Genomic DNA, 22,469 nt, shown 5'->3' on the forward strand with positions numbered 1-22,469 from the left:
AAATCGCGCCCGCCCTAGCTTAAATCGGGCGTGTGGTCAAACAGACGGCGGTGTTCCTTCAAGGCATAGGTATCCGTCATCCCCGCCAGGAAATCGGCGACGCTGCGCGCCTTGATGCGATCCTCGGCTCGATCGAGCCCTTCGCGCCAGCCGTCCGGCATGGCGCGCGGATCGGCGAAATAGACATCGAACAGGTCGCGCACGATCTGCTCGGCGTCGCCACGCACGCGCATCACCTCATCGTGCCGGTAGAGGTGCTTGTAGAGAAACGCCTTCAATTCCTTCTCGGTCGCCGCCATCCCGGCGGAAAACGTCACCATCGTCTCGCCCGCCGCCCGCACCGCTTCGGCACTGTCGGGCTTGATGCGCTCCAGATTGGCGGTGGTCGAAACGATGACATCCTCGACCATCATGGTGATCTGACGGCGCATCAGTTCATGGCCGGTGCGCACGTCGTCGAGGCCGGGATAGCGTGCGCGCACGCTTTCGAGGATCGATCCCGGCAGCGTAACCGTCTCCAGCATGTCCAGCGTCAGGAAGCCGGAGCGCAGGCCGTCATCTATGTCGTGGGTGTTGTAGGCGATGTCGTCGGCGATCGCCGCGCATTGCGCTTCGATCCCGGCAAAACGGTCGAGTTCGAGGTCGTGCAGTTCGGAATAGTCGCGGATCGCCTGCGGCACCGGACCCTTAAGGCCTTTTCCCCTGGCGTCGGTCAGCGGGCCATTGTGCTTGACCAGGCCTTCCAGCGTCTCCCACGTCAGGTTCAGCCCGTCGAACTCGGCGTAGCGCCGCTCCAGCCGCGTCACCACGCGCAGCGACTGCGCATTATGATCGAAGCCGCCCCATGCGGCCATCCGCTCGTTCAGCGCGTCCTCGCCGGTATGACCGAACGGCGTGTGGCCGAAATCGTGGACCAGAGCGACCGCCTCGGCCAGATCCTCGTCGCCGCGCAGCGCCCGCGCCAGAGCCCGCGCGATCTGCGCCACCTCGATCGAATGCGTCAGCCGGGTGCGGTAATGGTCGCCCTCGTGGGCGACGAACACCTGCGTCTTGTGCTTCAGCCGGCGGAAGGCTGTGGAATGGATGATACGGTCGCGGTCGCGCTGGAACGGCGTGCGGGTCGGGCTTTCGACCTCGTCATAGAGCCGCCCACGCGACTTGGCGGGATCACTGGCATAGGCCGCGCGCGGCCGATAACCGAAGCCGATGTCGCCAAGCTCATTTGTCATGGCTGATGCCGCCGCAGTTGACTTGCCCCTTCCCGCTTCATACCTATCATGTGAAACCGAAAGCAAGGTGACGCCCATGGGCGCTGATGCCAAGACTGCCATGAAAGTCGAGATGACCGACTCCGCCGCCAGGCGGATCGCCAAAATCGTGTCTGGCGAAGCCGGCAAGACGGCGCTGCGCGTCTCCGTCGAAGGCGGCGGTTGCTCCGGCTTTTCCTACAAGTTCGACCTGGTCGATACCCGCAACGACGACGACGTCGCCATCGAAAAGGACGGTGCCACCGTGCTGATCGACGACCTCTCGCTGGTCTATATGGGTGGCTCGGTGATCGACTTCGTCGACGATCTGATGGGTCAGTCGTTCCAGATCCGCAACCCGAATGCAGTCGCCTCCTGCGGCTGCGGCACCAGTTTCAGCATATGATGCTGGGATGCTCGACGTCCTCCTTAAGGACTGGAACGCATCTAACACTCTTACGCTCGTTGCGGCGGTCTTTGGCCTAGCGTCGGTCATAGCCGGCCTTATTTCATACAATCGACAACAGAAATGGCAGCGGCAGATGCATGTCATCGATCGAATGGACAATTTCGTGTCCGGTGGATTGTCGAAGAATGCATTGGTAGCAATCGACTGGATAAACCGGCCCATTGTTTTGGACGAGGCTAGTTCCATCCTGGTGGGCAGAAAAAAAATTCAATACGGCAAAGACATGCTGGTCAAGGCATTGGAAATTGATTTCCAAGCTAAGGGTGACACCTCTCTCGTTTATCTGAGGGACTGCTTTGAAGCCTTTTTTGACCAAATGGCCGTTCTGGAGAACCAGCAGAGAAGTGGATTGATTAGCATCTCTGACGTCGCTCCCTATCTCGGATACTACGCGAAGCGGTTACTCCATGGAAATGACGTTAATAGAGAAGAAGTCATTCGCCAGTTCTGGGAGTTTTCCGAGCATTTTTATGGGGAAGCCAATCTCAAAGCGTTCTTTGAAAAGATTTGCTTGGAACATACGAAACGTCAGAAATGAAGTTCGTCGCCCAGAACGTCAACGGCGCTAGAGCCCGCACGGGCGGTCTGGACCATTGGTTGACGGAGACACTTGGCATCGTCTGCCTGAAGGAGGACGAGAGCGCAATGCGCCAACAGGTGGCGCATTTGCGGTATTTCGTGAGCGAATGACTATGCGCAGCATTGGCGCGGTCCGTCAGGTCGCGCTGTCGGCCGGGCGCGATCTCGACATTACGCTGGCCTTCTGGCGCGATGTGCTCGGCCTGGGCGTGCATGCGCGCTACGATCCGCCCGGCATGGCCTTTATCATGGCCGGCGGCGTGCGCTTGCTGTTCACCGATGGCGTGCCGGCAGGAACCGTCTATCTCGATATAGTGGGCCTCGAAGACTTCCACGCCGAGGCGAAAGCATCAGGCGTTCCCTTCACCGCACCGCCGGCGCTCGTCCACAAAGATACCGAAGGCACGTTCGGTCCAGCGGGGGAAAGCGAATGGATGGCCTTTCTAAAGGACCCGGCAGGCAATACGATCGGGCTTGTCGAACGTCTCCCGCCCGAACATCCCTGAGGCCGCCCATGAAAATCGTCACCTGGAACATCAACGGCGTTCGCGCCCGCATCGGCAACCTCACCCATTGGCTGACCGAAAGCCAGCCCGACATCGTCTGCCTGCAGGAGATCAAGACCGTCGACGAACAGTTCCCGCGCGCCGAGATCGAGGCCCTGGGCTACAATGTCGAAACCCATGGCCAGAAGGGTTTCAATGGCGTCGCCTTGCTGTCGAAGCTGCCCTTTGATGAGGTTATCCGAGGCCTGCCGGGCGACGACACGGATGAGCAGGCCCGCTTCATCGAGGGCGTGTTCTCGACCGATCAGGGCGCGTTGCGCGTCGCCTCGCTCTATCTGCCCAACGGCAATCCGATCGATGACGACAAGAAGTTCCCCTACAAGCTGTCCTGGATGGAGCGGCTGCATCGCTGGGCCGAGCAGCGCCTGCTTTTGGAAGAGGCGCTGGTGCTCGCCGGCGACTACAATGTCATCCCCGAGCCGATCGACGCGCGCTTCCCCGAGAACTGGCTTGGCGATGCGCTGTTCCAGCCGCAGACCCGGCAGGCCTTCCGGCGGCTGAAGAATCTCGGCTTCACCGAGGCGGTGCGCGCCGTCACCGACGCTGCCGACGTCTACACCTTCTGGGATTACCAGGCCGGCGCCTGGCAGAAGAACAACGGCATTCGCATCGACCATCTGCTGTTGTCGCCCGAAGCCGCCAACCGCTTTTCCTCGGCTTCGATCGAAAAGCACGTGCGCGCCTGGGAAAAACCGTCCGACCATGTGCCGGTGGCGATCGATCTGGCCTTGCTGCCGGCCTGACAGCTGCCGAACCCTGATATCGCCACAATCGCGCTCTTCATTCGGAAATCAGCATGGCGGCTGGGGTTCCATGACCATAATACGATTCCTTCTTTGTCCGATCGGCCTGGCATTTGCCATGGCTGCACCCGCAGCGGCCTTCGCCGACCAGCAGTGCCTGGCCAATGGCAAGTCGTACCAGGTCGGCCAGGTCGCTTGCCTGACGGTTTCCGACCAGAGCCACATGGCCCGCTGCGACCTCGTGCTCAACAACACCTCATGGACGAAGATCGGCGACACCTGCCCCGACAACACGATGAAGCCTCACCTGAAGGTCACGCCAATCTCGATGCCGGCGCACAACGCGGTGCCGACGGAACCGATCGCGAACTGATTTGGTCGAGAGCTGATCTTCCCCTCGTGGGAGATGCCGCAGATTCCAGCTGTAGGTCTCAATATTTTGTAGGTTGGACGAGAGGTCGCGATCCTTCGCGCCCTCCTCTGGCCTGCCGGCCATCTCCCCCACGAGGGGGAAGATCAGCGCGCGACCCTTACTGGTCGCCGCCGCCCTTGGTGAGAATATCATCCGCCAGCGATATGGCGGTACGGCGGTCGGCTTCGCCGGCGGCGGCAAACGCTTCTTCCTGCATGCCGCGGATCCATGGCTGATCGGCCGGCGAGGCGCGTTCGAGCGCGGCTGTCATCATCGCCAGCCCGCGCACGATCTTGCCGCTCTGGAACAGAAGATTGCCGAGCGTCGCCTGGGCGCCGGCATGGCCCTTTTCAGCAGCAAGCTGGAACCAGCGGCCGGCCTGCTTGACGCTGGCCTTCACGCCGCCCTCGCCCTTCAGGAACATCTGGCCCATCTCGAACTGGGCGTTCGGATTGCGGTAATTGGCGGCTGCGCGCATGTAGTACTCCTGCGCCGCGACCTCGTTTTCCTCGACCGGGCTGCCGGGAATGCCGGTCCTGAGATAGTCGCCCAGCGCCACCAGCGCGTCGGAGACATAGCTTTCCTCCGGCGATCCTGGCTCGACATCCTGATCGACGATCTCGGAGAAGAATTTGAAGGCCGCATAGTCGTCGCGGGTCACGCCGTCGCCTTCGGCATACATGCGCGCGAGCTTCCAGGTGGCGCCGATCTGGCCGTTTTCGGCAGCGTATTTATAGGCCTCGACCGCCTGTTCCTTGTGGCCGCTCTTGTAGGCGGAGAAGCCGAACTGGAACACCGCCCACGGGCTCGATTGCGGCTTCACGCCGGTCTTGTCGTCGAACACCTTGTCGTCGAAGGCCATGGCCTGGCCCACGGCGCCAAAGATCGCGACAGCGACCAGTGCCGGAAGGACAGATGACCTCAACAACTCAGATATCCGCATAGCAATGTGTTTCTTTGGCACCGCCGGGATGGGTGACCGCGCCGTCGCGGGCAGGCCCCACCGTCTGTGCGTATTTCCAGATCGCGCCCGATTGATAGTCGGTCGTGCGCGCCTTCCAGGCCTTCGCCCTCGTTGCCAGTTCAGCCTCGGACAGGTCGACCTCGATCGTGCCTTTGGTTGCGTCGATCGAGATCACATCGCCGTCCTTCAGCAGTCCGATCGGTCCGCCAACGGCAGCTTCGGGCCCGACATGGCCGATGCAGAAACCGCGCGTCGCGCCCGAAAAACGGCCGTCGGTGATGAGGGCCACCTTGCCGCCCATGCCCTGGCCGTAGAGCGCCGCCGTCGTCGACAGCATCTCGCGCATGCCCGGACCGCCGCGCGGACCTTCGTAGCGGATGACGAGAACCTCGCCTTCCCTATAGTTGCGGTGCGTGACCGCCTCGAAACATTCCTCTTCCGAATCGAAACAGCGTGCCGGGCCAGAGAATTTCAGCTCCGTCATGCCCGCGACCTTCACGATCGCGCCTTCGGGGGCAAGGTTGCCCTTCAAGCCCACGACACCACCGGTTTGGGTGATTGGTCGGTTGGCGGGACGGACCACATCCTGGCTATCATTCCAGGCAACATGCTCCATGTTTTCGGCCAAAGTACGGCCAGTAACGGTCAGGCAGTCGCCATGCAGATAGCCGTGGTCGAGCAGCGTCTTCATCAGCAGCGGAATGCCGCCGGCCTCGAACATGTCCTTGGCGACATATTTGCCGCCCGGCTTGAGATCGGCGATGTAGGGGGTCTTTTCGAAAATCGCGGCGACGTCGAACAGGTCGAACTTGATTCCGGCCTCATGCGCGATCGCCGGCAGGTGTAAAGCCGCATTCGTCGAGCCGCCGGTGGCCGACACCACCGTCGCCGCGTTCTCCAGTGCCTTCAGCGTGATGATGTCGCGCGGCCGGATGTTCTTGGCGATCAGCTCCATGATCTTTTCGCCGGAGGCGAAGTTGAAGCGGTCGCGCATCTCGTAAGGCGCCGGCGCGCCGCAGGAATAGGGCAGCGCCAGGCCGATCGCCTCGGCGACGGTGGCCATGGTGTTGGCGGTGAACTGGGCGCCGCAGGAGCCGGCTGACGGACAGGCGGCCTGCTCGATCTCGAGCAGCTCGGCATCGCTGACCGTGCCGACCGAATGCTGGCCGACCGCCTCGAACACATCCTGCACGGTGATCTGCCGACCGCGATAGCTGCCGGGCAGGATCGAGCCGCCATAGATGAAGATCGACGGCACGTTGAGCCGCACCATGGCCATCATCATGCCGGGCAGCGACTTGTCGCAGCCGGCAAGGCCGACCAGCGCATCGTAGCAATGGCCGCGCATGGTGAGTTCGACCGAATCGGCGATGACATCGCGCGACACCAGGGACGACTTCATGCCCTGGTGGCCCATGGCGATGCCGTCGGTGACGGTGATGGTGCAGAATTCGCGCGGCGTGCCGTTGGCGGCCGCGACGCCCTTCTTGACCACCTGCGCCTGACGCATCAGCGAGATGTTGCAAGGTGCCGCTTCGTTCCAGCAGGAGGCGACGCCGACCAGCGGCTGCGCGATCTCGGCCGCCGACAGGCCCATGGCATAGAGATACGAACGGTGCGGCGCACGCGCCGGACCAACGGTCACATGGCGGCTCGGGAGCTTGGCCTTGGAAATAACTCTGGCGTCCATACTCTTCCTTGCCGCGGGCGGTGCGGCCTGCCCCATCGCCGAGCCTTCTGGCGCGTATCCCGAGACAAATTCGAGGTGCGCCGGGTTTATGGCGGGAAATGGGCAATTTCTTCGGCCGTGGCCGCAGCGCGGGGGTTGGCCGGGAACTGTTGCCAAAACGTCACAATCGCGAGAGGCGAAAGTGATGAGACGGATTTGCAACGCCGGCGCGTTGCGGCACGGCTCGACACCGTGCCTCAAACGAAAAAGGCCGGGCAAGTGCCCGGCCTTTTGTGTGAATTTTCAGAGCCTTAGAACTTGATCTTGACGCCGCCCGAAATCGCCGTGACCAGATCGTTGCCGAAATCGTAGCTCACATCGGCACCGGCCACATAGCCGTTTTCGCCTGCCACTGTGCCTGAGTGGCCGCTGGTCAAGACGCCGATAGCGCCGGCCAGCCGAACTTCGATATTCGGGCTCGGCGTGTAGGCGACACCGCCGCCCAGCGTCCAGGTATCCGTCTGCGAGCCGTAGCCATGCGAGGTACCGCGGTCCCAGGTGAGCTGACCGGCAGCGCTCCACTGGTCGTTGAACTTGTGACCGATGCCGCCCGAAACCGTCCAGCCGTCGCGATACATAAGGTCAAGTGACGTCACAGCCAACGGAGAGCCCGTAAAGCATGACGAAGCGGGGAAACCCACTGGACAGATCGCAACGCTTTGCAGCAGGCTCCAGTTCACCCACTTGATTGAGCCGAAGGCGAGCCAATCCGGCGCGATGCCTGACTGCAACTTGAATTCCACAGAGTCCGGCATATTCTGTTCGGCGCCGAAAATCGGAGTGGGAAAACCACCGACAGTCAGGGTGCCTGCAATATTGTCGAGCTTGACTTGCGAATTATACACGAGGCTGGCGCGCAACGCGATCTCGGGTATTTCGTACGCAAGGCCAGCGCGCCATCCCCAGCCATTGCTATCCAAACCCACACGGCCAATTGTGGTGCCCAGCAGTGGGTTGGCGTAGCTTTCCTTGAAACCGTAAACCCTCTGGTAGAAGACGCCGCCGATGAAGCGAAGCTGGCCCTTGCCGGCATCCATCTTGTAAGAACAGGTGGCGGCGTAGTTGTCGCTCTTAATGTCCGTTTCGATGTTTGAGTAGGAGCCGTTCCAGATGCCAGGATTGGTGTGCGCGCCCCATGGCTGCGAATAATCGACCATGCAGTCGACACCTTTGACTACTTCAGCCTTAACGCCGATGCGCGGGGACCAATAGCTCTCGCTGTCGTTCGCCGTGCTGCTAACAGTCAGGCCAGCACCGCTGGTATCCACCGCGTTCTTGAGCTTGCGGTCCGGCATAACGTAAGTCGCCTCGGCTTCCGTGGCGAACGGAGCTGGGTCAAACAGAAGGTCGATGTCGTAGCCACCGCGCTCGATGCCGCCGGCATGCGCGGATCCGATCAAGCCCAGCGAAAAACACCCCGCCCCCAGCAGTGTTTTCAAACGCAAATTGCTCATGATGTCCTCCCCGAGATACTAGTGCGTCAAGCTAGAACCAATTCAGGTTAACGGTGCAACAATGAAATCACATAGCGTACACGTACACTCTTGCGGACCGCTTTTCGAACACAGTGGTGGCCTGGCCAGCAGGTCCGAAAATGGCCATTTGGCAGACACATTAGGAAAAAAATCAGAAAGAAACGCTTAAAACGGCACGAAATCCGGCTGTTTTGCCGGCATTGCGCCCGATTGTTACATTATGGCAACAATGGGGCTGAAACTTTCCGTTTACGTCAATATTAACGCAACGGAATGCCTATTTTTCGGGCAAACGAGCAGTCGCGACACGCTTGTCGGCGCCTCGCGAATCCGGTGTTCAACCGGCGTCGCGCACCCTGGTCAACGCCACCGAAAGCTTCTCTTGCTGATCGCGGTATTCGTCGAGTTTTTCGCGCTCGGCTGCAACGATCTCTTCCGGCGCGCTGGCGACGAATCGTTCGTTGGACAGCTTCTTGTGCAACCGGGCGATTTCCTCGGTCACCTTGGCCAGTTCCTTCTGCAGCCGCGCCGCCTCGGCGGAGAGATCGATCAGGCTGCCGAGCGGCAGGCAGATGGTCGCTTCGTTGAGCACAATCTGGGCCGAGCCCTTGGGCGCTGCGTCCTGCAGCGAGATGTCGCCGACCCGCGCCAGCCGCTTGATGGCGGAAGCATGGCGTTCCAGCCTCTGATGGGTCTCGGCGCTGGCGCCGACCACCACCAGCGGCGCGATCGCTGCCGGCGGCACGTTCATCTCCGAGCGCACAGAGCGTATGCCGGAGACCAGATCGACCAGCCAGTTGATGTCGGCGGCCGCATCCGCGTCCTCGAAGTCTGGTGACGGCCAGGCGGCGTGGCAAAGCAGCGTTGCGCGCGTCCTGCCCTCGCCTGCCGTCTGCGCCCACAATTCCTCGGTCATGAACGGCATCATCGGATGCAGGAGCTTGTAGATTTCGTCGAGCACGAAGGCGACGCAGGCGCGGCTTTCCGCCTTGGCCGCCTCGTCAGTGCCCATGAACACCGGCTTCAGAAGTTCCAGATACCAGTCGCAGAACAGGTTCCAGACAAAGCGGTAGGCAGCGCCCGCCGCTTCGTTGAAGCGGTAGCTGGTAATGCCCTCGGTGATCGCGTGCGACGCCCTGGTCAGCTCGGTCAGGATCCAGCGGTTGACCGGCAGCTTGGCGTCGTTCAACCAGAAATCGTCATTGCGCGCGACCTCGTTCATCTCGGCAAAACGCGTCGCGTTCCACAGCTTGGTGCCAAAGTTGCGGTAGCCGGCGATGCGCGCCGGATCGAGCTTCACGTCACGCCCTTGCGCCGCCATCACCGTCAGCGTGAAGCGCAGCGCGTCAGCGCCATATTCGTCGATGAGATCAAGCGGATCGATGACGTTGCCTTTCGACTTCGACATCTTCTGCCCATTCTTGTCGCGCACCAGCGCATGCACATAGACGGTGTGGAACGGCTCCTCGTCCATGAAATGCAGGCCCATCATCATCATGCGGGCGACCCAGAAGAAGATGATGTCGAAGCCGGTCACCAGCACATCGGTCTGGTAATAGGTCTTCAGCTCCGGTGTCTGGTCGGGCCAGCCAAGCGTCGAGAACGGCCACAGCGCCGACGAAAACCAGGTGTCGAGCACATCCTCGTCGCGGGTCAGGATTTCGCCCGGCTTGAAGTTCTCAAGCTTGTCCTCGACCCAGGCCTTCCACGGCCCTTCGAGCGCCAGATAGTATTCGACCGCCGCCCCCAGCGCCTCTTCCTCGGTCTTCTCGACGAAGACGCGCCCATCGGGCCCGTACCAGGCCGGAATCTGGTGACCCCACCAGAGCTGGCGCGAGATGCACCAGGGCTGGATGTTCTCCATCCAGTCGAAATAGGTCTTTTCCCAATTCTTCGGCACGAAGTTGGTACGCCCCTCGCGCACAGAGGCGATCGCCGGCTTGGCCAGTTCCGCCGCGTTGGCATACCACTGTTCGGTGAGAAACGGCTCGATCGGCACGCCGCCGCGGTCGCCATGCGGCACGGCATGACGGTGCGGCTCGACCTTTTCGAGAAAGCCGCCGGCCTCCATCAGCTCCACAAGCTTCCTGCGCGCGATGAAACGGTCGAGACCGTCGAGTTCGTCCCAGACGGCCTGGCGCTCCGGCGTGATCTCAAGGCCGGCGAGGAAGTCCTCGTTGTCCTTCAGTTTGATGGCTGCCTCGATGGTCAGGATGTTGATGGCCGGCAGCTTGTGGCGCTTGCCGACCTCGAAATCGTTGAAGTCGTGCGCCGGCGTGATCTTGACCGCGCCCGAGCCTTTTTCCGGATCGGAATACTCGTCAGCCACAACAGGGATCTTCCGGCCGACGATGGGCAGGACGACATTCTTGCCGACCAGATGCCGGTAGCGCTCGTCGTCCGGGTGCACGGCGACCGCCGTATCGCCCAGCATCGTCTCCGGACGGGTGGTCGCCACGGTGATGAATGTCCCGGGATTTTCCGGATCGAACGCCTCGCCCTCGATCGGGTAGCGGAAGTGCCACAGATTGCCGTTGACCTCCTGCGGCTCGACCTCGAGGTCGGAGATCGCCGTCAACAGCTTCGGGTCCCAGTTCACAAGGCGCTTGTCCTTGTAGATCAGCCCCTCCTTGTACAGGCTGACGAAGACTTCGAGCACGGCCTTGGACAGGCCTTCATCCATGGTGAAGCGCTCGCGCGACCAGTCGGCCGAGGCGCCGAGCCGCTTCAGCTGGTTGAAGATGGCGCCGCCGGATTCGGCCTTCCACTCCCAGACCTTCTCGATGAATTGTTCGCGGGTGAGGTCGCGGCGATGGGTCTGTTTTTCCATCAGCTGGCGTTCGACCACCATCTGCGTGGCAATGCCGGCATGGTCCATGCCGGGCTGCCACAGCACATTCTTGCCGCGCATGCGCTCGAAGCGCACCAGGATGTCCTGCAGCGTGTTGTTGAGCGCATGGCCCATATGCAGCGAGCCGGTGACGTTGGGCGGCGGGATGACGATGGTGAAGGCCTCGGCCCCCTCCTCTGCCCCGGCGCCGGCGCGGAAGGCGTCCGCCTCTTCCCAGATTTTGGCGATCTTCGGCTCGACGGTCTTGGCGTCGTAGGTCTTTTCAAGCATGGGAAAATGGTCCGCGCTGTCGGGAGTTTGCTAGTCCGGTGTAAATCGGAAGGTTTTGGCCAAGTCAACCGCAGGGCGGCCTGGTCCTTCACCGGCAAATAGGCGTCGCCCCGGTCATTTCAACGGAAAGGCCATGCCCGTGTTTTCATTGCCGCAGATATCGACGGCAACCTGATCGCTTTTGCCACAGCAGCCAAGGGAAGCTGAAGCTCAGAAAAAGCTCCAGGCCGCGCTTTTCCTCTTCGGGATCAGCGGAATTACTGCGCACCGCGCGCGACGCGCTCGATTTCCTCGCGCACCAGGCGCTCGACCAGCGTCGGCAGATTGTTGTCCAGCCAATCCTGCAGCATCGGCCTCAGCATCTCCTCGGCCATCTCGTCGAAGGTCTTCTTGCTGCGGCTGGCAAAGGCGTCGGAGAGCTCGCCGAAGGCCGCGGCCACCTGCCGTCCGGTGTGTTCCGAAACGATCGCCGGGCGAACCGGTGTTGCATCGGCCTGGCGCGCCTGCTCGCTGCGCGACGGGCCTGGCTCGAAAGCCGGCTCGGCCGCGAGATCGTCCTCGAAAGCCTCGATCTCCGCGGCAGCGGCCTGCCGCTTCTCGGTCTCTTCCTGCCTGATCTCTTGCGGCCTGACTTCTAGCGGCTTGGCCACATCGGCGGGCTTTGTCTGACTGCCCACGGCTGCAATTTCGCGCCGCCAATCGGTGACGATGGAATCGGTGGTCTCCGCCTTTGCCCGGGCTGGCGCTTCCGCCTTGGCTGCCGGGGCGGACTCGCTGGCTATTCTGGCGCTCACTTCCGCCAGGGTCATCGGCGCATGCGTGGGGGGCGCGACGGTTGTAGCAGCAGGATTTGCCGGCGTGGCCGGCTTCACCGAAGCCGGCTCGGAGCGCGGCTCCAGCCGTGCCGCGACAGGTTCGGCCAGTTGCGCCTGCACCTCGGCTAGCGTCACCGGCTTCTTGCTTTCGGCCGCGCTGTGCAGCTCGCTGCGGAAGGCCTCGACATCCGAGGCCGGCCCGGCGGCAGGCACAAGATCCTGACGCAACTCATCGGCGTCACCCGGCTGCTTGCGGCCGGTGTCGCTGTCTTCGATGATCCTTCTGATGGAAGCCAGTATTTCTTCCATGGAAGGTTCGCGCTGCGCGCTGCTTGCCGTCGCCATCGTCACATCCGCCACCCCGCGCATGACCCCGAAAATCGGTTCGATTTTCGGACAGGATCATGCGCAAAATCCAAGTGCTACAGCATCCTTGCGCGTCCAATCGGACGCGCGGCGCTGTAGTGACCCGTTCTAAGATTCTCTGTCCGTCAAAGCCGGACACGAATCATGGCGACAGCGTAGCCGACGGATCGCCATCGGAGAATCCCCAATCTCGGGAGGTGCGGGATTTCAACAATTTAGACATGGCTGCGAACCGAAAACCTTCTTCGGAAAAGATCCTGTCGGCACAAAAGGATAGCGCCGTGCATCCCTGGGATGCACGGCGCTCCAACACTCCAATCCTGCCGGGACTTGAAACCGCCTGGGCGCGATCAGCGGCCATCCGGTGTGCGCAGACCGATCCACTTGTCCTTGACGGCTCTGTAGTGCTCTTCAGGCTTGTACTTCACCACATTCAACGCCAGGCGCTCGACCGACAGGCGGCCCATAGCCGAAAGAATAGCATAGCTCGCCACCACCACATCGCGCTCGGAGGTGGCAAGGTTGATCTTGGCGCTAATGACATCGTTCTGGGCGTTCAGCACATCGAGCGTCGTGCGCTGGCCGACATTGCGCTCTTCGATAACGCCGTTCAAAGCCAACTGCGCGGCGGCGATCACCTGCCGGTTGGCCGCGACGCTCTCCTGTGCAGAGGTGTATTGCGTCCATGCCGATGTCACCGCCTGACGCACCTGGTCGCGGCTGACATCGACCTCGATGCGAGCCTGGCTGAGCGATTCCTTCGACTGGCGGACCAGGGCCGAGGTGCGGCCACCCGAATAGATCGGAATGGTCAGTGTCGCACCGATGTTAGCGGAACGGGTGGTGCCATTCTGCGACGTCAAGGTTTCCGGCGAGTTTTTGGAGTAGTCGTCCGAAACGCCGGCGGAAGCGGAAAGCTGCGGCAGCAGCGCACCTTCGTGCGACTTCACTTGAAATGCGGCCGCGTCGACCAGATGCTCGGTAGAAAGAATGGCCGGATGTTCGGTCGCCGCGATGTCGATCGCCGCATCGAGGCTCCTCGGCAAAAGCTTCGCCAATGGCGACGCCGCCTTGAGCTTGCCCGGCTCGTCACCGACGATCTGGCGATAGGTTGCGGCACTGGCCAGCGCCTGCGCGCGGGCCGCACTCAACTGCGCCACCGCCTCCGAGCGCGAGGCGTCGGCCTGCGCCACGTCGGTGCGCGTACCTTCGCCGACCTCAAACCGCGAGCGTGCCGCGCGCGCCTGCTCGGTCAGGAACTGCAAATTCTGTTCGGTCAGCACCGCCACCTGACGGTCATGGATGACATCCATATAGGCGCTTGCCGCGTTGAACAGCGTATTCTCTTCGGTGTTGCGCAGGCTCTCGACCGACGCCTTGACCTGCGCCTCGGCTGCCGCGACGTTGTTCTTGGTCTGAAACCCGTCAAACAGCATCTGATTGATGGCGACGCCGAAGCTCCCGGTTGTCAGACGAGTGCCGGTGTTTGAACCGTTGAGGTGCCGGCTGGCGTAGCCGACGTCCGCACTCCCGGTAATGACCGGCCTGTATCCCGACTTGGCGATCGCCACGCCCTCATCGGTGACGCGCACGCCCGCACGGGCCGAATTCAGCGACGAATTGTTCTGGTAGGCCTTGGAAAGCGCGCCGAGAATGGTTTCCGCCGAGGCGGCTATCGGCGAAAGCGCTGTCGCGGAAATAAGGACGGTAGCAAACAAGCTTTTGGCTAAGGACGGCACTTTAAATCCCTCATTCGTTTTGCACGGGAACCACGCCACGCCAGCCAATCCCAAGGGATCAGCCAGCGCCGCGTCGATTTATCGTTCCCCCGCTGACGGCCTCCCGAAACACCGGTTAACCAAATCAGCAACGATTGTCCAATCGCAAGCCAACATGACAGCGCCTTTGCTGCAAGGCAAAATCACTTAGAATTCGAACGCATGAATACGTTCAAATCCCGGTAGTGGCTTAATTGCCGCATTAAATGCCCTTCTTCCGGTTACAACCCCCCCTGCTTTGAAAAACAAACGGGCCACACCGGCATTGCCCTGCCCTTCGACGGCGACCAGACGGCCGCCTTCGGCGAGTTGGCCGAGCAGCGCCGCCGGCACTTCCTCGACGCTGCCGCCGATCAGAATCACATTGTAGGGCGCCTTGGCGGCATGGCCTTGCGGCAGCGGCCCGGTGACCACGGTGACATTGTCGCAGCCCTGCGCCGAGAGTGCGGCCTTGGCCGTCTCTGCCAGTCCGGCATCGCTTTCCAGCGCAATGACGGATTTTGCCAGCCTGGACAGGAGTGCTGCGCAATAGCCGGTGCCGCAGCCGACATCGAGCACCGAATCGCCGGCGTCGATCTCGGCCAGCTGCAAAAGCTTGGCCAGCGGCGACGGCTCCATGAGGTAGCGCGCACCGCTGCCGTCGGCGCTGTCGGCGATGCGGATATCCTCGTCAATATAGGCAAGAGCCTGTTGGCCGGCCCCTACAAAGGCCTCTCGCGGCACGGCAAGCATGGCATCGAGCAATGCTGCGTCGGTCACATCGGTGGTGCGGACCTGGCCGTCGACCATCTTGACGCGAAGCTCGGAGAAATCAGCGCTCATGTCCCAACCAATCCGTCAAAAACCAATGCGCCGAAAGGCGCTAGCCGCGCCAACACTGCGGCGCATTCGACCGGAACTCAAGCCCCCGCCGCGCGGGAGCTGAAGCAACTGGAGGCCTCGCCCGGAATCGAACCGGGGTGCAAGGATTTGCAGTCCTCTGCGTAACCACTCCGCCACGAGGCCTCGTCGCTCCCGGCGAGCGAACTCAATATGGTGATGGCGAAAGGTCGTCAAGCGTCCGCGCAGCATTCCGGCGCGCTTTCCGCGTCAGCCTCCGCGACGTGGTTCCCGAGCGGTTTAATCGCTTACCACGCCAGCATATTAGCCGGTCATTAAGCATGACCGAGCAGCAGGCGAAACTCGAACCCATGGCTCTGCGTAGCGGAAGATGGAGGTAATCCATGTGTCAGCCCGCGGCAGACAGGAAATCCAACACATCGGGCAGATTGTCGCTGCTGCGCTGCGAACAGCTTGTGCGCTACGCGATCGACCGCCTTGCCATCGAGGGCGCAAGCCGGCTCTCGCCGCACGATCGCGCGGCTGGCTTCAGCGGCTGCCGTCCTCAAGGAAATCTGCGAGGGGCTGGAAAAGCGCAGCGACGGCTGAGCCGGGACCGTGCGCCCATCGCATTCAACCCGGCCGCCGGCGTCGTTCCCACCAGACGACGAACCGCCGCCGCTGGCGGCGCACCGCGGCAAATTCGTAGGAAAGCACCAAAAGGCCGAGCGGAATCATCCAGAAACCGAGAATCGGCAGGAAGCCGAGAATGCCGAAAAACACCAGCACGCCGCCGATGGCGATCCTGAGGCCGCGTGAGCGCGGCATGGTGAACTCGCGGCCGAACACCGAAATTTTCCGCGCCGGTGCCTGGTTTTCGCCTGCTGCAGTCATGTCGAACGTCGATCCGGTTGCCACCAGTTAAAGCCATATTGGTAAAGGCTGCAATCGCCCTTTCGGTTCCGCCGACCAGGGCCGGACGGCGTCCAAGACCGCTCATATGTGGTGTCATCGGGCGATTGCCAGAAACCATTGCATGAAAAAGCGCTAAAAAAATGCGAAATGCTTCTTTGCAAAGCCGAAACGGGTTTGCTATAGGCTGCGCCACTCACATGAGAGCCTCTGTTCCCCGGTAGCTCAGTGGTAGAGCAACCGGCTGTTAACCGGTTGGTCGCTGGTTCGAATCCGGCCCGGGGAGCCAACATTTCCAAGCACTTAGCAAAGCCAGAAAACCGAAGATTTTTCGGTTATGTACGGTATATGTACGCCGGTCTCGAATGCTTGCCGCAGAATCGAAAGGCCTGGCGTTTGATTCCTCTTAGTTTCCTGCGACTGTCGGTTGGTCGCGCGACAACGAAACGTGACATGGAGGGGACGATGCGAAGTGCGATTGTTGGCATCGCTATGATTGCGCTCGCCGGCTGCTCAAACAGCGAACCTCGCTATCAGGTTTCACAGGGCTCGATCGCTGCCTACATGAATCCGGGCCAGTCACAGCCGACAACTGTTCTGCTCGACAGGCAGACTGCCCAAACATGGTTTTTGGTCCGCACGGCTACCGGCGAAGTCACGTGGTTGCCGCTCGCCGCACCGATGATGTTGAAATGAGGTTATCCCGCGTCTTGGCGCTGATTTCGGTCTTGGCCGGCTGCGCGCCAAAGGGTGACGATTCCGTCATCTATACACTCTACCGAAGCTCCGCCGCCGCCGAAATGCGGATCCATCTGGCAACGTTCGACGCGGCCGAGACAGAAGCCTACAACCGCGAGAATTGTCAAATCGCAGCCGGTCTGTTTCAGGCACAATCGGGTGTCGTTGTCCGATACTGGTGCGAGAAGGGGCGATATAGAAAGTAGAGAAGCGCTACTCTCTGCCCCCTTGCTCTAAATGCATGATGTTCGAGCGACCCAGCTCTTTTAGCCTGGCAATGCTAGCGCTCGTAGCTCAATCTAGGACAGAGGACCTTCCCGGGTAGATGCAGGTTCGAACCCTGCCGAGTGCACCAAAAGCCCGCCACCGAGGCATCTGTGAATTTTGTCACAGACGCATCGACGCATCGGCCTAGCTTGCTGCGTGTAGTTTCCTGCAGCGGTGAAGGGAGTACTCCGATGCTTGTGAACGTTCCTATGCTTCTGAACCTTCCTCTTGTCGTAGTTGGTCCCCTAGCCGATTGGCTCCATCATCGAGCCAAACAGAAGGCGCAGTTGAAGGCAACGGTCGAGCTGAGCGAGTCACCAGACGACATGCTCAGCGACATCGGGATTTCCCGTGACGACATCACAAATGCGTTCCACAGTGCGAGACGCGCATAAAGGCGGGCTAACAAAATGGCCCGCCACCGTGAGGCAGCGGCCTACCGAAGCTTTGATTCCCACCGGTCGGCTTGCATAAGATGGGCAAGCACCCTTCTGATCATGTCGGCTCGTGGCTCTGCCGACGATTTTAGGTGCAATGTGAGGTGGTAGGCGCAGTCGGCTATCTCCTTGTTGGCCATCTTCGACTTGCCTGAGCCGTGCAGGTTTTTGGCATATGCGGTAGCCGCGCCTTCGCTCTCGCCGCTGGCTTCTATTATCATCAGGCAGCACTCGAAGAGCACGAGGAACAGGGCATGATTAGCGTCCTGATGCTGGACCTCGATTTTTGCGGCATCTGACATTGGAGCATCCCACCGACCAAACCCTTTTGCCTAGCCAATTTAGCTGAGGGGTGAAAAAGCGGAAGGCCCGCCACCATGAGGCAGCGGGCTCGATTGTTTCGGCTACGGAATGATCAGTGCCCGCCCTCATGACTGGCGAGGGCTTCGTGAACGGACTCCAGCAGCGTCTGTGCCAGATGAAGCCCGGACCCTATGGCGTCTGCGAGCCCTAAGGTATTGCCGCCTCCGTTCTGGATCGCCCAAGCGGCGGCTTCACACAGATGAATGATGGCCATCGCCTCGCAGCTACAGGCCATGATATCGGCCGCCGTCATGTCGCGGTGATCGACAAAGCGGCTCATAGCGATACCAGCACTTCCTGCGACAGATCCGTTTCCCAGGTGACCGGCTCGCCATCGCATTGATCGGGCTCCGCGTCGTGGGTGTCCTCGTCGTCGCAAGTGTCAAGCTCGAGATCAAGCGTGTTTCCCGGATTGCCGCGATCGACCCAACCTAACGTCGGCTCGTCGTCCGCGGTCTCCTCCAGATCCCAATCGGCCTCCATGAGGTCGAGCGCGGTCACTAGAGACATGGCCCGGTCCAGGAGGTCGTTCAGGCGCTTCTCGACTTCCTGGCGCCATGTGCGCGGATCCACGCCTTGCGGGCATCCCAAGGGCTTCAGCGTGGGCGTTCATCGCCGAGCCTCGTAGTCATCAATGATGCGCTTGGCACGGTCGGAAAGACGGTTCGCCGTGCGCAAAAGCAGGAGTGCCAGGCGAAGGCGGAAGATGCGGCAGAGGGCGGGCATAGCTCCGCCGGCTGCCTGAACGGGTGTGTTCGGCATTGAATATCTCCAGTCAGTTGTGATACTTACACTTGTGAAATTAGCACAAGGAAGACGAGTTGTGAAGCCTGCACAAGTGAGGATGGCCAGAGCGGCCTTAAACTGGTCCCTCGCCGACCTTTCAAAGGCTGCCGGAATTCACCGCAACACCATCTCGAATTTCGAGACAGGCAGGTATGGTGGCTCTGAAGATGCATTGGCTGCGATCGAACGAGCCTTGATCTCGGCCGGTGTCGAGTTCATCCCCGAGAACGGCGGCGGCGCGGGCGTGAGGTTGAGTAAGAGGGGTGGAGACAATGGGTAGTTTTCGGTCAAGCGGCGGAAGGGAGATCGGCGCTTTGAAGCATCTGACGACAACGGGAAGATCTATCTGGTTATCGAGTTCGAACTCACCCTGCAATCGAACGAGATCCATCCTGACCGCATGGCAAGGCGCTTAAAACCCCAGAGGTATTTTGAGTTGCCCGATGGCAGCAGCGTTGTGCCCATCCCTGGTGAAATCGACGCATTCCGAATTGTCAGGGCTGGCAAGCTCATCCGGAAAGCGTAGACGAGCTTGCGCGTGATGTCGCGCTTGCCAAGGCGAAGCAAAATAAGGGGCTCGCAACATGGAAGAGCAGGTCAGCACTTTCAAAGACGGCATCACCTATATGAACTGGGACGTCGTGCGGAAGAACCGGTTCGCACAGAATGTTGTGCCGCCGCGGCCGCCAGACTGGCCGACCATGTAAGCCCTATCAGCCTTACCGGATTAGTGCTTATCGGGATCGACGAGAAGACCAACGAAATGTTCTGGGATGGCAAGCGGCTCGTTACCGAGAAGCGATTCACGGACTTTGAGCGCGGCCTGGCAATTGTCGGTCTTTGCATTGCCTTCATTGGCGTCGCGGCAACCGTGGTTCAAGCATGGGCCGCCGTTGCTTCTTTGCCTTAGTCCGGCCCGGCGAACCTTGTCCCCATCTACATCGCCGCCATCACCGCCTCGATGCTTGCCGGCGCGATCTGGCGCCACCGGCAGCGCGACATGATAGGCATGGCCGCTTGCCTCCTGCCGTCAGTGGGATGCCGCGTTTCAGGCAGGCCGTTTCAACCACCTCGATTTTGGCATCCAGCAGTGAGCGCTCCAGCCGCGGGGCTATTGCGCGCCTCGTGTCTGCGAGGTTGTTCCGCTCACCCATGCCGACCGACCAATTGTCCCCCCGCCGGGTTGCATCGGAACCAACGAGTAGCGCAGATGTTTCCCTCTCATGCTGGTTGGAGATTTCGACACCGCGCCGCTCAGGCACACCAAGTTGTTTCGCGATGCCAAGATCGCGATGCTGACGCACCGAGTGCTGTTCCACATGGATATGACCGCGGCTGCGGCCGATAAGGTCGAGGAAGCGCTGGCGGATTTGCTCGATGCGACTACGGCCAAGCGACACTAGGCACGACGAGCTGTGATGAATTACGTCAAATCGGTACTCAGGGAATTTCTGCCGGCTTGGCTCGTGCCGAAGGCGCCACACGTCGACGCGCGCCCTTCTGAGCAACAGCCGCGAGTCCGCGAACTTATAGGCGCGGCGCCACCGCGGCGATATCGCGGTCCCGTCAGGCCGGAATCCAACGATAATCGGGCACACGGCTCGCAAATGTAGCGGTGTCGAGATCATCAGCCGCCCCACGATGCTGGCGCGACATTGCGCCTTGGAACAAAAGTGGTGAGCGACCATTCCACTTTTGAAGGGGCCACGAACCGAAAGGATGCGGCGCACGACAGCGCTTCGGGAAGATAAGCTCTACCCCGACAGCGCATTATTGAGGAGCCGTCACCATGCCCAATTTGTTTGAACCGCTCAACTCGGACGGACACAAGCGCAGCGTGATTTACCATGCCGCCCGGTTGACGTTGCTCCACGATCGAATGATCAAGCGTTTCGAAAAGGTCGACGATGCGGCTGAGAGAGTTCAGGCAGCGGCGGAAATGCTCGCCGATGCTGTTCGGCCCGCCGGAAGCACACAAACGCTCGGCATGTGAGTCCGTCCCCGCGAGGGCGTGTGACAGTCTGTAGCCAACCGTGACGGAACCTAAACAGCCGGGAGATGTTTCGCTTGCCTGTAGCTCAAACCAGCGCAGCGAGGTTGTCCCGTGATCCCGAACCCGAACTTTGACGCGATTACAGATGCCGAGGAGCAGATCCACCGCGCCGAACTCGCACTTCAGCGCACAGAAGATATGCTGGCTGAAAACATCGCTCGCCGCCGAAAGATGCGATCTCTGGTTGATGGCGCAAACCGGGAGCGATCCTCCAACAACGAAGGACGTCGAGCGGGTTGAACCAGGCCGGACCCGCTTAGTCATGTGCCCCTCGTTGCCGTGGCGTAGGCGGAGAGGGGAGCCTCGCGCGTGCAGACGCCTAGATTGCTTCCCTCAGTGCCTTCTCCAGTGTCCTTAGTTTCCTCTGTAGTATTAGGCGGACTGTGGTAGTCCGGTTTCGCTTCTCGCTTGATGCCAGTCGATCGGGCTCGAGGCGTACCGTTGCCGGGCTCATCGCAAGCTCCAGGATCTCGCAGGCCCAGAACATTTTCAGTTTGTAGGCGATGCCTCGGCTCTTGCGTTTAACATCCAGCTTTCCGTGACTTTTCCTCAGAAAGTTCCGACACCTTTTTTTCTCAATCGCACGGGAAACCCTCTGTTAACCGGTTGGTCGCTGGTTCGAATCCGGCCCGGGGAGCCAACATTTCCATAGGTTTCAGAGTTGCAGGAACAGCCGAAAATTGGCTGATCTACAGCATATCTACACAACTCGACTTCGCTAGGCGCCGATCTGCATGAGATCGCTCGAAGGAGAGAAAATGGCCATGGAACACGTTTTTGACGATTTGATCGGCCTGCAACGGACACGGCCGAGACGGGATTGGCGCGCCTTTGCTGCAGCATTGGCGATTCACCTCGCCCTCGCCGCCCTGATCCTCTCCAGCCGGGTCAGCCTGAGATAATTTCGTAGCTAAGGATCTGAGCGTCGCTGAGGGACGACCTCCGCCCAGGCGAGATGACGCCGGAGCCGAACAGGAGAACTGCTTCCCGGCGAACGAACACTTCATGGTCGGGTCCAGTCGACACAAATGTGCCCGACGAGCTTCGCTCGACAAGCCCCGCCCTGCCGTTCGAAATGGTGAAGGTCGCGTGGTGCCTTGAGACCCAGGGCCGCGGGACGATGATATTGCATTCAGGAGATCGGCCGATGGTTACGAATTCGTTGTTGCGGCAAGATCGCAACTGATCTCCATAGCGGATGACCAGATTGATGTGCCTTGGCGGGGCGAACCGCCTATCGATAATGGTGCCCCGGCTGGCGATCTGCGTAGTGAGCGCCCCATCATCGCCACCCAGGGTATAGACGTCGAACGGCTCTTCCTTCCCCTTGAAGGGCATTTTGTCGATGAGCCGCAAGGAATTGCGACCCTCTAAGGAAAGGGCTTCGAAGAAGCTCTGGCTGATCAACACCTCCCCCGGGTTGGCCGTGGTGGACAACCTTGCGGTGACATTGACAACGTCGCCGAATACTTCGCCCCGCGTGCGAATAACCGCCCCGAAGTGCAATCCGATCCGGGTAGTCAGCGACCCTCTCGTCAGCTCGCTGACAATTTGACGGACGGCCCTCAGCGCCCCCTCTGGCCTCTCGAACAGGCTAAGCACGTCATCGCCCTTCGAGTGAATGAAATCACCGCCGTTCCGGGAGGCGATCTCGCGTATCGCGTCTAGGCAATCCGAGACCTGCTGCAGAGCGGCATCGTCGCCGATGCGCTCATAGAGCGGCGTGCTGCCCACCACATCGGCTAAGAGGACTGCGGCTAGAACTCTTTCCTGATCCATCGTCCTAAAACTCCGGCACCGGCCTATGCTTGCGTTGTAGAATGCACGGCA

The 22,469-nt window shown here is 60.9% G+C and carries 26 protein-coding genes and 2 tRNA genes; 13 read left to right on the plus strand and 15 right to left on the minus strand.

Features of this window, described 5'->3' with window-relative positions; translation table 11 throughout:
- Positions 1–14 precede the first annotated feature (14 nt).
- A complete protein-coding gene (locus AC1D1L_RS13345) occupies positions 15–1,229 on the minus strand; it encodes a deoxyguanosinetriphosphate triphosphohydrolase (RefSeq protein WP_477341874.1) in 1,215 nt (404 codons plus the stop codon).
- 76 nt (positions 1,230–1,305) lie between these two features.
- Here AC1D1L_RS13345 and erpA point away from each other — a divergent pair, with 76 nt between their 5' ends.
- From erpA to AC1D1L_RS13375, 6 genes are all read left to right on the plus strand, one after another.
- Positions 1,306–1,653 carry an iron-sulfur cluster insertion protein ErpA gene (erpA, locus tag AC1D1L_RS13350; protein ID WP_142865088.1) on the plus strand — a complete coding sequence of 116 codons (348 nt, stop codon included), beginning with the start codon at positions 1,306–1,308 and terminating at the stop codon, positions 1,651–1,653.
- A 7-nt stretch (positions 1,654–1,660) separates the two neighbouring features.
- Positions 1,661–2,254, plus strand: a complete 594-nt coding sequence (locus AC1D1L_RS13355) for a hypothetical protein (protein WP_477341876.1) — start codon at positions 1,661–1,663, stop codon at positions 2,252–2,254.
- Entirely contained in the window at positions 2,251–2,406 is a 156-nt protein-coding gene (locus tag AC1D1L_RS13360) for a hypothetical protein (protein ID WP_477341878.1), read from the plus strand. The genes AC1D1L_RS13355 and AC1D1L_RS13360 overlap by 4 nt, the downstream gene beginning before the upstream one ends.
- Positions 2,407–2,408: 2 nt before the next feature.
- Positions 2,409–2,801 (plus strand): VOC family protein, encoded by a 393-nt coding sequence (locus AC1D1L_RS13365; RefSeq protein ID WP_477341880.1) that lies wholly within the window; start codon positions 2,409–2,411, stop codon positions 2,799–2,801.
- An 8-nt stretch (positions 2,802–2,809) separates the two neighbouring features.
- Complete coding sequence (gene xth, locus AC1D1L_RS13370; protein ID WP_352588203.1) at positions 2,810–3,604, plus strand: exodeoxyribonuclease III; 795 nt, start codon at positions 2,810–2,812, stop codon at positions 3,602–3,604.
- 118 nt (positions 3,605–3,722) lie between these two features.
- Positions 3,723–3,977: a hypothetical protein gene (locus AC1D1L_RS13375; protein WP_352588200.1), complete on the plus strand. Its 255-nt coding sequence runs from the start codon at positions 3,723–3,725 to the stop codon at positions 3,975–3,977.
- 157 nt (positions 3,978–4,134) lie between these two features.
- On the opposite strand, the gene AC1D1L_RS13380 is transcribed toward AC1D1L_RS13375, so the two are convergent.
- The 9 genes from AC1D1L_RS13380 to AC1D1L_RS13420 all read right to left on the minus strand — a co-directional run bounded on the left by AC1D1L_RS13380 (position 4,135) and on the right by AC1D1L_RS13420 (position 15,977).
- Complete coding sequence (locus AC1D1L_RS13380; RefSeq protein WP_112564806.1) at positions 4,135–4,959, minus strand: tetratricopeptide repeat protein; 825 nt, start codon at positions 4,957–4,959, stop codon at positions 4,135–4,137.
- Positions 4,946–6,670 (minus strand): dihydroxy-acid dehydratase, encoded by a 1,725-nt coding sequence (gene ilvD, locus AC1D1L_RS13385; RefSeq protein ID WP_477341882.1) that lies wholly within the window; start codon positions 6,668–6,670, stop codon positions 4,946–4,948. The genes AC1D1L_RS13380 and ilvD overlap by 14 nt, the downstream gene beginning before the upstream one ends.
- A 290-nt stretch (positions 6,671–6,960) precedes the next feature.
- Positions 6,961–8,163 (minus strand): outer membrane protein transport protein, encoded by a 1,203-nt coding sequence (locus AC1D1L_RS13390; protein ID WP_477341884.1) that lies wholly within the window; start codon positions 8,161–8,163, stop codon positions 6,961–6,963.
- Between the two features lie 358 nt (positions 8,164–8,521).
- Complete coding sequence (locus tag AC1D1L_RS13395) at positions 8,522–11,305, minus strand: valine--tRNA ligase (RefSeq protein ID WP_477341886.1); 2,784 nt, start codon at positions 11,303–11,305, stop codon at positions 8,522–8,524.
- 257 nt (positions 11,306–11,562) lie between these two features.
- A complete protein-coding gene (locus AC1D1L_RS13400; protein ID WP_477341888.1) occupies positions 11,563–12,465 on the minus strand; it encodes a DUF2497 domain-containing protein in 903 nt (300 codons plus the stop codon).
- A gap of 371 nt (positions 12,466–12,836) precedes the next feature.
- Complete coding sequence (locus AC1D1L_RS13405) at positions 12,837–14,225, minus strand: TolC family outer membrane protein (protein WP_477341890.1); 1,389 nt, start codon at positions 14,223–14,225, stop codon at positions 12,837–12,839.
- 186 nt (positions 14,226–14,411) lie between these two features.
- Positions 14,412–15,086 carry a protein-L-isoaspartate O-methyltransferase family protein gene (locus AC1D1L_RS13410; protein WP_477341892.1) on the minus strand — a complete coding sequence of 225 codons (675 nt, stop codon included), beginning with the start codon at positions 15,084–15,086 and terminating at the stop codon, positions 14,412–14,414.
- 109 nt (positions 15,087–15,195) lie between these two features.
- Positions 15,196–15,269 (minus strand) — tRNA-Cys (locus AC1D1L_RS13415).
- Positions 15,270–15,716: 447 nt separating this feature from the next.
- Positions 15,717–15,977, minus strand: a complete 261-nt coding sequence (locus tag AC1D1L_RS13420; RefSeq protein ID WP_352557443.1) for a hypothetical protein — start codon at positions 15,975–15,977, stop codon at positions 15,717–15,719.
- Between the two features lie 232 nt (positions 15,978–16,209).
- Between AC1D1L_RS13420 and AC1D1L_RS13425 the strand changes: the two genes are divergently transcribed.
- Positions 16,210–16,284, plus strand: a tRNA-Asn gene (locus AC1D1L_RS13425).
- A 176-nt stretch (positions 16,285–16,460) separates the two neighbouring features.
- The gene (locus AC1D1L_RS13430; RefSeq protein WP_477341894.1) at positions 16,461–16,691 is read left to right on the plus strand and encodes a hypothetical protein; all 231 of its coding nucleotides are present in this window, start codon (positions 16,461–16,463) and stop codon (positions 16,689–16,691) included.
- A 745-nt stretch (positions 16,692–17,436) separates the two neighbouring features.
- Here AC1D1L_RS13430 and AC1D1L_RS13435 read toward each other — a convergent pair.
- The 3 genes from AC1D1L_RS13435 to AC1D1L_RS13445 form a co-directional block, all read right to left on the minus strand.
- On the minus strand, positions 17,437–17,739 hold the full coding sequence (locus tag AC1D1L_RS13435) for a hypothetical protein (protein ID WP_477341896.1): 303 nt from the start codon (positions 17,737–17,739) through the stop codon (positions 17,437–17,439).
- Between the two features lie 113 nt (positions 17,740–17,852).
- Entirely contained in the window at positions 17,853–18,080 is a 228-nt protein-coding gene (locus AC1D1L_RS13440) for a hypothetical protein (protein WP_477341898.1), read from the minus strand.
- Positions 18,077–18,373 carry a hypothetical protein gene (locus AC1D1L_RS13445; RefSeq protein WP_477341900.1) on the minus strand — a complete coding sequence of 99 codons (297 nt, stop codon included), beginning with the start codon at positions 18,371–18,373 and terminating at the stop codon, positions 18,077–18,079. The genes AC1D1L_RS13440 and AC1D1L_RS13445 overlap by 4 nt, the downstream gene beginning before the upstream one ends.
- Before the next feature lie 271 nt (positions 18,374–18,644).
- Here AC1D1L_RS13445 and AC1D1L_RS13450 point away from each other — a divergent pair, with 271 nt between their 5' ends.
- The 4 genes from AC1D1L_RS13450 to AC1D1L_RS13465 all read left to right on the plus strand — a co-directional run bounded on the left by AC1D1L_RS13450 (position 18,645) and on the right by AC1D1L_RS13465 (position 19,989).
- On the plus strand, positions 18,645–18,866 hold the full coding sequence (locus AC1D1L_RS13450; RefSeq protein WP_477342188.1) for a helix-turn-helix domain-containing protein: 222 nt from the start codon (positions 18,645–18,647) through the stop codon (positions 18,864–18,866).
- A gap of 304 nt (positions 18,867–19,170) precedes the next feature.
- Positions 19,171–19,293 carry a hypothetical protein gene (locus tag AC1D1L_RS13455; protein WP_477341902.1) on the plus strand — a complete coding sequence of 41 codons (123 nt, stop codon included), beginning with the start codon at positions 19,171–19,173 and terminating at the stop codon, positions 19,291–19,293.
- A gap of 23 nt (positions 19,294–19,316) precedes the next feature.
- On the plus strand, positions 19,317–19,496 hold the full coding sequence (locus tag AC1D1L_RS13460; protein WP_477341904.1) for a hypothetical protein: 180 nt from the start codon (positions 19,317–19,319) through the stop codon (positions 19,494–19,496).
- A gap of 313 nt (positions 19,497–19,809) precedes the next feature.
- Positions 19,810–19,989: a hypothetical protein gene (locus tag AC1D1L_RS13465; RefSeq protein ID WP_477341906.1), complete on the plus strand. Its 180-nt coding sequence runs from the start codon at positions 19,810–19,812 to the stop codon at positions 19,987–19,989.
- A 224-nt stretch (positions 19,990–20,213) separates the two neighbouring features.
- Here AC1D1L_RS13465 and AC1D1L_RS13470 read toward each other — a convergent pair whose 3' ends face one another.
- Positions 20,214–20,903, minus strand: a complete 690-nt coding sequence (locus tag AC1D1L_RS13470; RefSeq protein ID WP_477341908.1) for a hypothetical protein — start codon at positions 20,901–20,903, stop codon at positions 20,214–20,216.
- 494 nt (positions 20,904–21,397) lie between these two features.
- Here AC1D1L_RS13470 and AC1D1L_RS13475 point away from each other — a divergent pair, with 494 nt between their 5' ends.
- Complete coding sequence (locus AC1D1L_RS13475; protein WP_477341910.1) at positions 21,398–21,541, plus strand: hypothetical protein; 144 nt, start codon at positions 21,398–21,400, stop codon at positions 21,539–21,541.
- Here AC1D1L_RS13475 and AC1D1L_RS13480 read toward each other — a convergent pair.
- Positions 21,528–22,418, minus strand: coding sequence for an adenylate/guanylate cyclase domain-containing protein (locus AC1D1L_RS13480; protein WP_477341912.1), 891 nt, complete (start codon positions 22,416–22,418; stop codon positions 21,528–21,530). The two genes, AC1D1L_RS13475 and AC1D1L_RS13480, sit on opposite strands and share 14 nt — an antisense overlap.
- Positions 22,419–22,469: the final 51 nt, after the last annotated feature.

The organism is Mesorhizobium sp. P2_D6 (genome assembly GCF_056404315.1).